Origin of the sequence: Roseomonas rosulenta (assembly GCF_016106005.1) — a bacterium.
Lineage (GTDB): Bacteria > Pseudomonadota > Alphaproteobacteria > Acetobacterales > Acetobacteraceae > Neoroseomonas > Neoroseomonas rosulenta.
On record NZ_JACADR010000654.1, the window covers coordinates 1 to 566 of the forward strand.

General features: G+C 77.9%; 1 pseudogene. It reads left to right on the forward strand.

What is annotated here, in order from left to right:
• Positions 1–566 (forward strand): annotated as a pseudogene (locus HW578_RS27485) (double-strand break repair protein AddB); the annotation flags it as partial.

Below are 566 nucleotides of genomic sequence, written 5' to 3' on the forward strand. Positions count from 1 at the left end.
CTGCGCCTCTATGCCGGCGAGGAAGGCGAGCCGCTGGCGCGGCACCTCGATGCGCTGTCCGCTGCGCTGCCGCACCTGCCGCCGATCGCACCCGCCGACTGGCCCGACCTGTTCGAGGGCGCGCTGGCCGGGCCGGTCGCGCCCTCGTTGCGCGCGGCGCGCGGGCGCGGTGCCGCGGCGCATCCGCGCATCGCCATCCTCGGCCTGCTGGAAGCGCGGCTGCAATCCTTCGACCGGGTGGTACTCGGCGCGCTCGAGGCGACCGTCTGGCCGCAGGCGACCGAACCGGGGCCGTGGATGAGCCGCCCGATGCGCGCCGCCTTCGGGCTACCGGAAGCGGAGGCGCGCATCGGCCGCGTCGCCGCCGATTTCCTGTTCGCCGCGGCCTCGGCGCCGGAGGCGGTGCTGTCCTCCGCGTTGCGCCGCGGGGGCGCACCGTGCGTGCCGGCGCGCTGGATGGTGCGCCTGGATACCTTCCTGGCCGGGCAGGGCGGGCTGGCGCTGGCGGCCTCGCCCGCGGCGGGATGGGCGGCGGCGCTCGATGCGCCGGCGGTGGTCGCACCCTG